Source organism: Acidimicrobiales bacterium, from assembly GCA_035630295.1.
In the GTDB taxonomy this organism is placed as follows: domain Bacteria; phylum Actinomycetota; class Acidimicrobiia; order Acidimicrobiales; family Iamiaceae; genus Iamia.
The window spans coordinates 1-11,479 of record DASQKY010000023.1; the positions used below are offsets into that span (position 1 = coordinate 1).

Annotated in this window: 12 protein-coding genes; 5 read left to right on the forward strand and 7 right to left on the reverse strand. The window is 77.4% G+C overall.

Going from position 1 to position 11,479, the window contains the following annotated elements; all coding sequences use genetic code 11:
* Positions 1 to 38 precede the first annotated feature (38 nt).
* Positions 39 to 1,109, reverse strand: coding sequence for a tRNA 2-thiouridine(34) synthase MnmA (gene mnmA / locus VEW93_05775; protein ID HYI61295.1), 1,071 nt, complete (start codon positions 1,107 to 1,109; stop codon positions 39 to 41).
* Positions 1,106 to 2,332 carry an aminotransferase class V-fold PLP-dependent enzyme gene (locus VEW93_05780; GenBank protein ID HYI61296.1) on the reverse strand — a complete coding sequence of 409 codons (1,227 nt, stop codon included), beginning with the start codon at positions 2,330 to 2,332 and terminating at the stop codon, positions 1,106 to 1,108. The genes mnmA and VEW93_05780 overlap by 4 nt, the downstream gene beginning before the upstream one ends.
* 75 nt (positions 2,333 to 2,407) lie before the next feature.
* Between VEW93_05780 and VEW93_05785 the strand changes: the two genes are divergently transcribed.
* Both VEW93_05785 and VEW93_05790 read left to right on the forward strand, forming a co-directional pair.
* On the forward strand, positions 2,408 to 3,154 hold the full coding sequence (locus VEW93_05785) for a class I SAM-dependent methyltransferase (protein HYI61297.1): 747 nt from the start codon (positions 2,408 to 2,410) through the stop codon (positions 3,152 to 3,154).
* Positions 3,155 to 3,241: 87 nt separating this feature from the next.
* Complete coding sequence (locus VEW93_05790; GenBank protein HYI61298.1) at positions 3,242 to 3,682, forward strand: SRPBCC family protein; 441 nt, start codon at positions 3,242 to 3,244, stop codon at positions 3,680 to 3,682.
* A 40-nt stretch (positions 3,683 to 3,722) separates the two neighbouring features.
* Here the strand turns inward: VEW93_05790 and VEW93_05795 are convergent, their stop codons facing one another.
* The 3 genes from VEW93_05795 to VEW93_05805 all read right to left on the reverse strand — a co-directional run bounded on the left by VEW93_05795 (position 3,723) and on the right by VEW93_05805 (position 5,782).
* Positions 3,723 to 4,601, reverse strand: coding sequence for a rhomboid family intramembrane serine protease (locus tag VEW93_05795; protein ID HYI61299.1), 879 nt, complete (start codon positions 4,599 to 4,601; stop codon positions 3,723 to 3,725).
* Between the two features lie 64 nt (positions 4,602 to 4,665).
* Positions 4,666 to 5,448, reverse strand: coding sequence for an enoyl-CoA hydratase-related protein (locus tag VEW93_05800; GenBank protein HYI61300.1), 783 nt, complete (start codon positions 5,446 to 5,448; stop codon positions 4,666 to 4,668).
* Positions 5,449 to 5,473: 25 nt separating this feature from the next.
* Positions 5,474 to 5,782, reverse strand: a complete 309-nt coding sequence (locus VEW93_05805; GenBank protein ID HYI61301.1) for a NifU family protein — start codon at positions 5,780 to 5,782, stop codon at positions 5,474 to 5,476.
* 156 nt (positions 5,783 to 5,938) lie between these two features.
* Here VEW93_05805 and VEW93_05810 point away from each other — a divergent pair, with 156 nt between their 5' ends.
* Positions 5,939 to 7,300 (forward strand): hypothetical protein, encoded by a 1,362-nt coding sequence (locus tag VEW93_05810; GenBank protein HYI61302.1) that lies wholly within the window; start codon positions 5,939 to 5,941, stop codon positions 7,298 to 7,300.
* A gap of 10 nt (positions 7,301 to 7,310) precedes the next feature.
* Positions 7,311 to 7,487 (forward strand): hypothetical protein, encoded by a 177-nt coding sequence (locus tag VEW93_05815; GenBank protein HYI61303.1) that lies wholly within the window; start codon positions 7,311 to 7,313, stop codon positions 7,485 to 7,487.
* Positions 7,488 to 7,616: 129 nt separating this feature from the next.
* Here the strand turns inward: VEW93_05815 and murA are convergent, their stop codons facing one another.
* Positions 7,617 to 8,864 (reverse strand): UDP-N-acetylglucosamine 1-carboxyvinyltransferase, encoded by a 1,248-nt coding sequence (gene murA / locus VEW93_05820; protein ID HYI61304.1) that lies wholly within the window; start codon positions 8,862 to 8,864, stop codon positions 7,617 to 7,619.
* Positions 8,865 to 9,025: 161 nt separating this feature from the next.
* On the opposite strand from murA, the gene VEW93_05825 reads away from it, so the two are divergent.
* Positions 9,026 to 10,630, forward strand: coding sequence for an MFS transporter (locus VEW93_05825; protein ID HYI61305.1), 1,605 nt, complete (start codon positions 9,026 to 9,028; stop codon positions 10,628 to 10,630).
* Here VEW93_05825 and VEW93_05830 read toward each other — a convergent pair.
* The gene (locus tag VEW93_05830) at positions 10,614 to 11,465 is read right to left on the reverse strand and encodes a L,D-transpeptidase (GenBank protein HYI61306.1); all 852 of its coding nucleotides are present in this window, start codon (positions 11,463 to 11,465) and stop codon (positions 10,614 to 10,616) included. The genes VEW93_05825 and VEW93_05830 overlap by 17 nt on opposite strands.
* Positions 11,466 to 11,479: the final 14 nt, after the last annotated feature.

An 11,479-nucleotide genomic window follows, 5' to 3' on the forward strand; every position in this document is an offset into this window, starting at 1 on the left:
TGCCCACCTCGGCGGCGCCGACACCTGGCGGCGCGGGGTCAGGCGCGCGGCTCGGCCGGGCTGCGGGTGGCGGTGATCGTCGCCGAGCCCAGGACGGTGTCCCCGTCGTAGAGCACGACCGCCTGCCCGGGTGCGACCCGCCGGCGAGGGGACCGCCACTCGAGGGTCACCGCACCGTCCGGTCCCGCCTCGACGTCGGCCGGCTCGGCCCGACCGTGCGCGCTGCACTGCGCGAGCAGGTCACCGTGGACCGGTCGGTCGGCCCAGCTCACCGGCCCGAGGACCTGCCGGTCGACGAGCAGGTCATCGGCGGAGCCGATCGTCACGCGCGCGTAGGCGGGCTCGACCCGCAGCACGTGTCTCTTCGGGCCGCCACCGGGCAGGCCGAGGCCTCGCCGCTGGCCGACGGTGACGAGCTCCACCGCCGGCACCCGTCCCACCTCGGCACCGGACCGGTCGCGCACCACCCCCGGGGTGAGGGCGGCCCTCCGACCGAGGAACGCGGCGCGGCCCTCGGCCGAGGTGATGAAGCACACGTCCTGGCTGTCGGGCTTGTGCGCGGTGCGCAGGCCGAGCTCGGCGGCCATCGCCCGCACCCTGTCCTTCGTGAGCCCGCCGATCGGGAACAGGGTCCGGGCCAGGGTGGCCTGGTCGAGCATGTGCAGGACGTAGGACTGGTCCTTGGCCGCGTCGGCGCCCCGGGCCACCCGGCGGCGCCCGTCGGGCCCCACGGCGACGCGGGCGTGGTGGCCGGTGGCCACCGCGTCGAAGCCGAGGCGGTCGGCCCGGGCCAGGAGGGACCCGAACTTGAGGTGCCGGTTGCAGGCCATGCACGGGTTGGGCGTGGCCCCGCGGGCGTGGGCGGCCACGTAGGGACCGACCACCGCGGCCTCGAACTCCTCGGCGTAGGCGAAGGTGTGGTGGTCGATGCCCAGCGCGTCGGCCACCCGGCGGGCGTCGTCCACGTCCGAGACCGAGCAGCACCCCGAGTCCGACTCGCCCCCCCACAGCTTGAGGGTGGCCCCCACCACGTCGTGGCCGGCGGCCACCAGCCGGGCCGCGGCCACCGACGAGTCGACCCCGCCCGACAGGGCCACCAGCACCCTCACCGGCTCGCCCCCGAGGCCAGCGGCGGGGCCACGCCGGCCACCCGGGCCACCGCGGCCGGCACCGCGGCCAGCGCCCGGTCGACGTCGTCGTCGGTGGTGGACCAGCCCAACGTGAGGCGCAGGGAGCCGGCGGCCGCGGCGCGGTCGACCCCCAGGCCGGCCAGCACGTGCGAGGTCTCGGTGGCCCCCGACGAGCACGAGGCCCCGGCCGAGGCGGCCACGCCGGCCTGGTCGAGCAGGAACAGCACCTCGTCGGCGGCCACCCCCGGCAGGCACAGGTGGAGGTGGCCGGGCAGCACGTGGTCCCGCGACCCGCCGGGCGCCACCACCGTCTCCCGGGTGCCGGGGGCGAGGGGGGCCAGGGCGGCCACCAGGCCCTCGGCCAGGCGGTCGCGCTGGGCCGCCACCCGGGCCGCCAGGGCGGGGCGCTGCTCGACCACCAGGCGGGCGGCCACCCCGAAGCCGACGATGCCGGCCACGTTGGGCGTGCCGCTGCGCCGTCCCCGCTCCTGGCCCCCGCCGTGGAGGAGGGGCTCCAGGGCCACCCCGTCCCGGGCCACCAGCGCGCCCACCCCCTTGGGGCCGCCCAGCTTGTGGGCGCTCAGGGCCACCAGGCCGGCGGGGGCGGCGGCGGTGGGCAGGTCCAGCCAGGCCCCGGCCTGCACGGCGTCGGTGTGGAGCGGGGTGCCCGGGGCGAGGGCGGCGACCACGGCCGCCACCTCGTCGAGGGGCTGCACGGTGCCGACCTCGTTGTTGGCCAGCCCCACGGCCACCAGGGCCACCGCGCCCTCGGCGGCCCGGCCCAGGGCGGCGGCCAGGGCGTCGAGGTCCAGGCGGCCCCGGCCGTCGACCGGGACCACCTCCAGCGGGCGGCCGGCCAGGCGGGCCGCGGCCCGGGCCCCGTCGAGCACGGCGTGGTGGTCGACGGCCCCCACCACCAGGGCGCCGGGCCGGGTGTCGACCGCGCCCCGCAGGGCGGTGGCGTCGGCCTCGGTCCCCCCCGAGGTGAACACCACCTCGCCGGGGGCGCACCCGGCCAGGGCGGCCACCGCGTCGCGGGCGTCGTCCACCGCCCGGCGGGCGTGGCGGGCGGCGGCGTGGCCCCCCGACGGGTTGCCGGGGTGGTCGGCCAGGAACGGCAGCATGGCCTCCAGCGCCTCGGGTCGCAGCGGGGTGCTGGCCGCGTGGTCGAGGTAGGTCGCGGTCGCGGGGGCGGGGGCCACCCGGCCACGGTACCGGTCCCCCGCCGCCGGCCCCCGGCGTCCTCCCGGGCCGGGCCGGGGTGCGAGGCTCTGCCCATGGAGGGCTACGACGCCGCCACCTACGGGGACCGCTTCGCCGACGTCTACGACGACTGGTACGCCGACGAGGAGGCCACCGCGGCCTGCGTGACGGCGTTGGTCGCGCTGGCCGCCGAGGTCGCCGGCCCGGCGGCCCGCCTCCTGGAGCTGGGGGTGGGGACCGGGCGGCTGGCCCTGCCCCTGGCCGCCGACGGCCTGGCCGTGACCGGCCTGGACGCCTCGGCGGCCATGCTCGACCGGCTGGCGGCCAAGCCCGGGGCCGAACGGGTCACCCGGGTGGCGGGCGACATGGCCGGCCCCCTCCCCGACGGGCCCTTCGACGTGGTGCTGGTGGCCCGTAACACGTTCTTCAACCTGACCACCGCGGCCGCCCAGCGGGCCTGCCTGGCCGAGGTGGCCCGGGTCCTGGCCCCCGGCGGCCGGTTGGTGGTCGAGGCCTTCGTGCCCACCGAGGAGGACGGCCCCCGCTCCTCGGTCGAGGTGCGCGACATCAGCGCCGAGCGGGTCCTGCTGTTCGTCGACCGCCACGACCCCGACACCGGCGAGGTGTGGAGCTCGTACGTCGACATCCGGCCCGAGGGGGTGGGGTTCCGGCCCTGCCACGTGCGCTACCTGGCTCCCGGGGCGCTGGACGGGCTGGCCGCCGGCGCCGGCCTGGTGCTCGACCGGCGCCACGCCGACTGGGCCGGGACACCGTTCGACGACACCTCCCCCCACCACGTCTCGACCTACCGGCGGGCCTGACCAGCGATCGGCCCGAGCGCCAGCGGTCGTCGCCGGGGGCCCGAGCACGACCGTGGGCCGGGCCCACCCGGGGGCCAGACTGCGGGGGTGGGCAAGGTCCGGGTCGGCGTCACCATCGACGCCCCGCCGCCGCGGGTGTGGGACGAGGTGGAGCACATCGACGGCCACGTGGCCTGGATGGCCGACGCCGAGTCCATCCGGTTCACCTCCCGATCACGCCGGGGCGTGGGCACCACCTTCGACTGCGTCACCCGGGTCGGCCCGATCCGGCTCACCGACCGCATGGAGGTGACCGAGTGGCGCGAGGGCCGGGCCATCGGCGTGCGCCACGTGGGGGTGGTCACCGGCACCGGCCGCTTCACCCTCCGGCGGGCCCGGCGGGGCCGCACCCGCTTCACCTGGGAGGAGCGGCTGCGCTACCCGTGGTGGCTGGGGGGGCCGGTCGGGGGCGTGGCCGGCGACCGGGTCATGGCCGCCATCTGGCGCCGCAACCTGGCCACCCTCAAGGGCCTGGTGGAGGGCCGCTGAGCCGATCCGGCCCCGGCGGCCGGGCCCCGTCGCCCCGCCGTCAGGTCGGGCCGTACTCGGCCGCCATGAGCAGGTAGGCGCCGAGGCCGCAGGCCACCCCCAGGACGGCCACCACGGCGGCGGTGGCGGCCGGGGCCTGCCGGGCCACCACCCGGCGGCCGTGGACCAGGACGGCTCCGAAGGCCAGCCCTCCGGCCAGGCCCCCGAGGTGGCCGCCCACCGACAGGCCCGGCGACAGGAAGGTGATGGCCAGGTTGAAGCCGACGATGGGCAGCAACCCGGAGCGGACCAGGTCGATGTTGCGCTCGCGGGCCACCAGCAGGAGGGCGCCCATGAGGCCGAAGATGGCTCCCGAGGCGCCGACGGTGGGCGAGGTCGGGGAGGCCAGCACCACGCCCAGGCTGCCGGCCAGCAGGGACGCCCCGTAGAGGGCCGAGAACCGCAGCCGCCCCAGGGCGGGCTCCAGGACCGAGCCGACCACGAACAGCGACCACATGTTGAGCCCGACGTGCAGCAGGCCGCCGTGCAGGAACCCGCCGGCGACCAGCCGCCACGGCTCCTCCGGCACGAACGACCCGAGGAGGAGGCCGTCGGCCTGGATGCCCCCGCCCCACCCCCGCACGGCCAGGAGCTGGCCGCCGGTGGTCCAGGGCGCCATGCCCCTCGTGACCAGGTCGAGGAGGAACACCGCCAGGTTCACCCCGATGAGCGCCTGGGTCACCAGGGGCCGGGTCCGGAGCGCGGCCGGGCCCCGGTAGACCTTCTGGGCCCCCCGGTTGGCGCAGTCGGGGCAGTGGAACCCGACCGCAGCCTGGTGCATGCAGGACGGGCAGATGGGCCGGTCGCAGCGTTGGCAGACGATGCCCGCCACCCGGTCGGGGTGGCGGTAGCAGGTGCGGACGTCGGAGGGCGCGGTCACGATGCCCGCGACGCTACCGGCGCCCCGCCGGGAGCCGGCGGGCGGGGGGACCGCACTACCGTCGCTACCGGCCGACGAAGGCGGCCCGGCCCGGGCCGGCGTCGCGGAACGAGGCCACCCCGATGCGGGCGTCCTCGGTGGCGAAGGCCTGGGCGAAGAGCTCCTGCTCCAGCTCGACCCCCGAGGCCAGGCTGACGTCCAGGCCCCGGTCGATGGCCCGCTTGGCCAGGCCCTGGGCCACCACGGCCCCCCGGGCCAGCTCGGCCGCCCAGGCCAGGGCCTCGTCCTGGACGGCGTCGGCGGCGGCGACCCGGTCGACGAGGCCGATGCGCAGCGCCTCCTCGGCCTCGACGGCCCGCCCGGTCAGGATCATGTCCTTGGCCCGGGCCGGGCCCACCAGCCGGGCCAGGCGCTGGGTGCCGCCCCCGCCGGGGATGATGCCGAGCAGGATCTCGGGCTGGCCCAGGCGGGCCCGGTCCGAGGCGATGCGCAGGTCGCAGGCCAGGGCCAGCTCGCACCCGCCGCCGAGGGCCACGCCGCTGACGGCGGCGATGACCACCCGGGGGATGTCCGCCACCGCGCCCAGCGCCCGGGCGAACTGGCCGCCGACGACTCGGGCCTCGTCGGGCCCGGCGAGCTCGGAGATGTCGGCGCCGGCGGCGAAGACCCGGTCGCCGCCGGTCACGACCACGGCGCCGGGGGGCTCGGCGGTGAGGGCCTGGGCCGCCCCCTCGAGCTGGCGGAGCAGCTCGGTGGACAGGGCGTTGACCTTGCCGTTCTCGATGCGGAGGACGGCGACACCGTCGTCGCGGCGCTCGACGGAGACGAGGGGCTGGTCGGAGGCCATCGGGCGACGCTAGCGCCGGGCCCGTTCAGAGCGAGACGGCGCTCTCGGTCTCCAACCCGACGGCCTCCACGGCGGTGACGCCGGGGACCCGGTCCTTGAGGATGCGCTCCACACCGGCCTTGAGGGTGACCGTGGAGGCCGGGCAGCTCACGCAGGCACCGGTGAGCTCGACGGTGACCACGCCGGTCACGTCGTCGTAGCCCCGGAGGTGGATGTCGCCCCCGTCGGCCTGGATGGCGGGCCGGATGGCGTCGATGGTGGTGGTGAGCTTCTCCAGCACGATCTCTCGCAGTCGTCGGGGCCCGGGGGATCCGGAGCCCCGACCGGCCGCCATCCTCCCATGGGAGCAGAGGGGGGCCGAATCGGGGCGCACGGGTGGCAACGCCGGGACCGCCCCGCCCTGTTCCCCCACCCGGCCGTGTCCCCCGTCACCTCGACGTGGTGCTCCCCGACTGTCGGTGGGCTCGGGGCCGTCCCTACCATCCCCGGCGTGCTCCCGTCGCTGCTGGCCCATGGCACCGCCGGGCTGGCCGGCGAGGGGGTGCCCGTCGCCGTGGTCTACGCCATCGTCGTGGTGGGGGCCGCCCTGCTGGCCCTGGCCCTGCGGGCCCGGGGCGCGGCGCCGGTCGGGGGACCGGCGGTGGCGCCGCTGAGCCTGGACGGGGCCGAGTGCGGCCCGTGGCCGGGCGACGGCCTGGGCGCCCCGGCCCGGCTCGCCCTGCAGGCCCTCGGGGTGGCGGCGCTGGCCTTCGCCCTGGCCACCGGGTGGTTCGGCTCCGAGCTGTCGGGGGCCAACCCGGCCCCGCTGCTGCTGCTGGCCGTGGGGTGGTGGGCGGTGCCGGCCCTCTCGTGGCTGCTGGGCGACTGGTGGCGCCTGGTCGATCCCTACGACGCGCTGGCCGCCGTCGTCGACCGGGTGCGAGGGCGACCGGCACCGGGCCCCGAGGGCCTGGTCGGCGCCGATGCCGACGAGCCCGGCGACTGGTGGGTGCCCGCCCTGCTGCTGGCCTCCTTCGCCTGGCTGGTCACCTGCTGGCCCGACGGGTTGCGGCCCCGGGCCATGGCCGCCTGGCTGGCCGCGCTGACCGTGCTCATGCTGGCCGGGGCCGTCCTCGGGGGCCGGGCCTGGGTGCGCCGCACCTCGCCCCTGGCCGTGGTGGCGGGGACGGTGGCCGCCGCCTCGCCCCTGTCCTGGGCCGGTGGGCGGCCCCGCCTCCGCTCCCCGTTCCGGGGCCTGGCCGCCCGGGCCGGCGGCCGCCGCTCGCTGGCCGCCCTGGTGGTGGTCCTGGGGGCCACGGTGTGGGAGGCCACGGCCGGCAGCCAGTGGTGGGCCGACCTGGCCGGGCTGGGCGACGACGCCGGGGCCGTGCTGTGGTCCACCGTGGGGCTGGCCTGGGCTGTGCTGCTGGTGGGGGCGGCCTGGGTGGGCATCGTGCGCCTGGCCGAGGTGGTGGCCGACCGCCGGGGCGGGCCGGAGCGGGTCGAGCCCCTGGCCCCGGACCTGGCCGCCGCCCTGGGGCCCCTGGCCGTGGTGGCGGCGGTGGCCCACCAGCTCGGGTCCCTCCTCGTCGACGTGCAGGACCTGGTCGTCCTGGCCCTGGATCCCTTCGCCGAGGGGTGGGACCTGTTCGACTCCTACTCGTGGCGAGCCAACGAGCAGCTCCTGTCCCCGGCCACCCTGGGCTGGGTGCAGGTCGGCCTCCTGGCCGCCGCCCTGGGGGTGGGCCTGGTGGGGGCCTGGGATCGGGCCATCGCCCGGCTGGGACCGGCGGTGGCCGAGGCCGGCTGGGTGCTGGCCGGGTGGACGGCGGCGGCGGGGGCGGTGGGCGTGTGGCTCCTGCTCGGCGCGTGAGGCCGGCCCGGTGAGGCTGCTCCTGGCCCACCAGGGCGGCTGGGACGAGCTCCTGCTGGTGCTGACCCCGGTGTCGCTGTTCGCCGGGCTCCTGGCCCTGGCCAACCGCCGGGCCAACGCCCAGCTCCGGGATCGGCGCCCGCCCCCCGACGACGACCCCCCCGAGTCCCCCGACGCCACCCCCTGAGGCTCCCGTTCTGAGGCGCCACAGCCCATGGCCGTGCGCGCCAGCGCCTCAGAACGGCACGACGGGAGCCCGCACCCGGTTCTGAGGCGCCACGGCCCGTGATCGTGGGCGCTGGCGCCTCAGAACGGTTCAGGCCGCGGTGATGTCGGCGCCGAGGGCGGTCAGCTTCTCGACGAAGCGCTCGTAGCCCCGGGCCACGTGGTGGGCCTCGCTGATCACGGTCTCGCCCTCGGCGCCCAGGGCGGCCACCACGATGGCGGCGCCGGCCCGGATGTCGTGGGCCCGCACCGGGGCGCCCGACAGCCGGGGCACGCCCCGGATCAGGGCGTAGTGCTGCTCGATGCGGATGTCGGCCCCCATGCGCACCAGCTCGTCCACGTAGCGGAAGCGACCGCCGAAGATGTTCTCGGTGGCGATGGCCGCCCCGTCGGCCACGGCCAGCACCGCCACCATGAGCGGCAGGTAGTCGGTGGCGATGCCGGGGTACGGGAGGCTGTTGATGTCCACGGCCCGGACCCGGTCCGGGGCCGCCGCCCACACGCCGTCGGGGTGGGCCGAGGTGCGCAGGCCCATGTCGCCCAGCTTCTGCATGAGCATGTCCATGTGGGAGGGCCGGGCGCCCTCGATGACCAGCTCACCCCCGCACACGGCCAGGGCGGCCAGGAAGGTGGCGGCCTCCAGCCGATCGGGGATGACCTCGTGGTCCACGGGGTGGAGCTCGGTGACCCCCTCGATGGTGATGGTGCTGCTGCCCCCGCCGAGCACGTTGGCCCCCATGCGGTTGAGGAAGGCGGCCAGGTCGGCCAGCTCGGGCTCCTTGGCCGCGTTCTCGATGACGGTGGTGCCCTCGGCCAGCACCGCGGCCATGAGCACGTTCTCGGTGGCCCCCACGCTCGGGTACTCGAGCACCACCCGGGTGCCCTGGAGGCGGTCGGCCACGCCCTCGATGTAGCCGTGCTCGGTCTTGAACGTGGCCCCCAGCCGGCGCAGGGCGTCGAGGTGCCAGTCGATGGGGCGCTGGCCGAAGTCGTCGCCGCCGGGGAGCGACACCCGGGCCCGCCCCTCCCGGGCCAGCAGGGGCCCCAGGACGACGATGGAGGCCCGCATGGCCTCGACCAGCTCGTAGGGGGCCTCGGGCACGATCTCGGCCGGGCGGTCCACGGTCAGGACGCCATCGGCGTAGGCCACCTGGCACCCGATGGCCCGCAGCAGGTCGGCCATCAGCCGCACGTCGGTGATGTCGGGGACGTTGCGGATGGTGAAGCGACCCTCGGCCAGCACCGTGGCCGCCATGAGCTTGAGGACGGAGTTCTTGGCCCCCGACAGCCGGACCCGCCCGTCGAGGGGCGCGCCGCCGCGCACGACGATGCGTTCCATCGGGCCAGCATGCCACCGAGCGGGACCGCCCGGTCCCCGAGGCGTCCCTCGGGGGACGAGCGGCCCGCCCCGCCCCCCACCGCCACGACGCCACCCAGGGGGGACCAGCACCGGAGGGGACCGTCCCTGCCGGTCTCCGCTCCCCCCGCCAAGATGCGGCCGTGGCCCGGTCGACCCAGACGCTGGAGGTGGACGGGGCGACGGCCGAGGCCCTCCTGCGCCCCCGGCGGGACCTGGTGGTGGAGCGGGCGTGGACCGCCGAGGACGAGGCCGCGTGGCGGGGCGGGCCGACCCCCGCGGCCCCGGCCGGGGCGACCGGGGCCTCCTTCGCCCTGGAGCGGGGGCCCATGCACTGGTACCGGCGCGACGTGGAGGTGGAGGCCCCGGGCGACGACGGGCGGCGACGGGTCACCGAGACGACGCGCTTCCGCCTGGCCCTCGGCCCGTGGAGCGTGGCGGCGCTGCTGCCGGCCCGGTTCGCCCTGCGCCGGGTGGAGGGCCGGGACCGGGATCGGGTGCCGGTGTGGGCGCCCCCCGACCGGCTCGACCGGCGGGCCGGGACGGTGCTGGGCGTGCTCCTCTCCCTGGCCCTGGTCACCGGCTACCTGGGCACCGTCATCACCCAGACCGTCTCCTACGCGGCGTCCGAGTTCGGGCGGGGGACCACGGCCCAGAGCGGGGTGCTGGCCGCGGCGCGGGTCGGGGTGCTCGGCAGCCTGGTGCTGGTCGGGCTGTCGGACCGGCGCGGCCGGCGGCGCCTGCTGCTGGGCTCGGTGGTGGCCGGCTGCGGGGCGACGGTGGTGGGGGCGTTCTCGCCCTCCATGGAGGTGCTGGGCGCGACCCAGGCGGTGGCCCGGGGCTTCTCCACCGCGGCCGCCCTCCTGCTGGTGGTGGTGGCGGCCGAGGAGATGCCGGCCGGGGCCCGGGCCTACGCCCTGAGCGTGATGGCCATGGCCGGCGCCCTGGGCGCGGGGGTGGCGCTGTGGGTCCTGCCCCTGGCCGACCGGGGCGCCGCGGCCTGGCGGATCCTGTACGTCGTGGCCGCCCTGGGCATCCCGGTGGCCCTCCGGGCCGGCCGCCGGCTCCCCGAGAGCCAGCGCTTCGCCCGTCCCCACCGGGCCGCCACCGTGGTGCGGGGCCACGGCCGCCGGCTGTGGTCCCTGAGCATGGCCTTCTTCTGCGCGTCGGCCTTCGCCGCCCCCAGCAGCCAGCTCCTCATCGAGTTCCTGCGGGACGAGCGGGGGTTCTCCGCCGCTCGCATCAGCCTGTTCACGGTGCTGACCTCGACCCCGGCCGGCCTCGGCCTGGTGGCCGGCGGGCGCCTGGCCGACACCCGGGGGCGTCGCCTGGTGGTCGCGGTGGGGGTGGGCGGCGGGTCTTTGGTGGGCGCCTGGGGGTTCACCGCCCAGGGCTGGCCCATGTGGGTGGCCAACCTGGTGGCCACCATGCTGGCCGCCCTGGCCCTCCCCGCCCTGCGGGCCTACGGGCCCGAGCTGTTCCCCACCGCGGCCCGGGGGCGGGCCAACGGCATCGTCGAGGTGGTGTCGGTGGCCGGGAGCGCGGCGGGCCTGCTGGTGGCCGGGATCGTGGCCGACCGGACCGGCCGTCTGGCCGACGGGATGCTGTGGCTGCTGCCCCTCGGCCTGCTGGTGGCGGTGCTGGCCCTGACCGTGTTCCCCGAGACGGCCCGCCGGGAGCTGGAGGACATCAACCCCGAGGACGCCGAGGCCCCCGACCCCGCCGGTCCGCTCAGGCCACCACCGTGACCGGGACGCCGAGGGGCAGGCCGACCTCCTCGACCAGGCGGACCATGACGTCGTCGGGCACCCGCACGCAGCCGTGGCTGACCTGCCGGCCGAACGACGCCGGGTCGGTGTCGCCGTGGATGCCCAGGCGCCCGTCGCCGCCCCCGAAGGACTCCAGGGTCGAGAAGCCGGACAGGCCGTAGGCGAAGGAGCCGTACCCGGCGTTGGTCGGATCGATCAGGACCCACGTGTAGTACTCGCCGCCCACGGTGGGGGTGTCGGCGGCACCCACGCCCACCGGGCTGTCGACCAGGACCTCGCTCCCCTTCTGCACCATCATCCGGAAGCCCGACAGCGACACCTGGATCTGGTAGTCGTGGCTGGCCACGGTGACGTCGTCGCGGTCGATCCACCCCTTCGACCCGTTGGGCCGCACCGGCAGCAGCACCTCGAGCCGGTCGCCGGCCTCGGCCAGCACCAGGAAGACCTGGGGCTGCCCGTAGTCGCCGCTCGCCGGCACCGGGTCGCGGGTGGCCTCGCCGGTGGGGCCGGTGTGCACGGTGAGCACGCCCTCCTGGTCGCGCACGGTGGCCACCCGGCTGGTGCGAGCGGGCAGGGCCGACAGGCCCGGCGGGGGGGCGGCCGTGGTCGAGGTGGTGGTGGTCGTGCCCGGCTCGGTGGAGGGCGCGGCGGGCCCCGTGGTGGACGTGGACGTCGTCGTGGGCCGGAACGGGGCCGGGTCGAGGCTGGGCTCGTCGTGGGTGAGCGACACCAGGGTGGCCACCAGCAGGGCCACGGCGGCCACGGTCCCACCGGCCCAGGCCAGGTTCCGGCGGGTGATCTCGGGCCGACGCACGGCCGGCGATGGTA

Bases quoted from the DNA above. Each gene is read 5' to 3' on its own strand.
- VEW93_05785 (HYI61297.1), top strand. From the start codon at position 2,408: ATGGAGGGCTACGACGCCGCCACCTACGGGGACCGCTTCGCCGACGTC.
- VEW93_05800 (HYI61300.1), bottom strand. From the start codon at position 5,448: ATGGCCTCCGACCAGCCCCTCGTCTCCGTCGAGCGCCGCGACGACGGT.
- VEW93_05805 (HYI61301.1), bottom strand. From the start codon at position 5,782: ATGGCGGCCGGTCGGGGCTCCGGATCCCCCGGGCCCCGACGACTGCGA.
- murA (HYI61304.1), bottom strand. From the start codon at position 8,864: ATGGAACGCATCGTCGTGCGCGGCGGCGCGCCCCTCGACGGGCGGGTC.